The 827-nt window shown below is 56.0% G+C and carries 1 protein-coding gene; it reads left to right on the top strand.

Features of this window, described 5'->3' with window-relative positions; all coding sequences use genetic code 11:
• Positions 1-146 precede the first annotated feature (146 nt).
• Positions 147-827: transposase (locus tag QP970_RS11590; RefSeq protein WP_502870071.1), on the top strand; the 681-nt coding region annotated here is incomplete at its 3' end.

Raw genomic sequence — 827 nt, 5'->3', positions numbered from 1 at the left:
TGACGCGCGACGCTATTTAGTACCGGTAGGGCGGTATCGAGTACCGACCGGTGCGGATATCGGGTACCGGGGGTAGTTTTTAGGCACTCTTTAGTGGACGGCCCACGCAGTGTGTACGCGTGGGTCGCGTTCACGTGGAAGGAGTGATGGTGGTGACGGATTACCGTGCCATCATGTTTGCCTTGGTTGCCGGGAATCGTTCCTGGAACCAGATTCGAGCCGATTTAGGGGTCTCGAAGTCGACGATTGATAAGGCCAGTCGCGTTGTAAGGGACCATCGACTCGATGCTCGTGGGATTGCTGGATTGTCGAATGCCCAGTTAGAGGAGCTATTTCCGGATAACCGGCGTCGCAACGATGCGGAGTTCCTCGCACCGGATTTCAAAAAGGTTGCTGAGCGGATGGTCTCTGGCAAGCGCGTGACGTTGAAAGTCGCGCACGCCAAGTACCTGGAGTTCCCTGTTGGTACTGGTCAGCGTCATTATTCGTATCGACAGTACTGTTCGCTGTTTGAGCATTATGTCGATGTTCATCAGCTGTCAGCGCAACTGAATCACGATCCCGGTGACGAGCTCATGGTGGACTGGTCGGGCGATGGAATGGTCGTTGTGGATCCTGTCTCAGGCCAGCGGGTTACCGCGCACTTGTTTGTAGCTTCATTGCCGCACTCAGGGATGATGCATGTATCGGCGTGGCCGGATCAAAAAATGCGGTCGTGGCTTTTAGCCCACCGTGCGGCTTTGGAGTATTTCGGTGGTTGTCCGCTGCGGTTGATCCCGGATAACGCGCTCACAGCCACGCAACAGATTTCCTGTGGGCTGCGGGGG

Origin of the sequence: Corynebacterium sp. MSK073, assembly GCF_030232085.1 — a bacterium.
Classification (GTDB): Bacteria; Actinomycetota; Actinomycetes; order Mycobacteriales; family Mycobacteriaceae; genus Corynebacterium.
The sequence above is the reverse complement of the archived record's forward strand: the minus strand, read 5'-3'. Positions and strand labels throughout refer to the sequence as shown.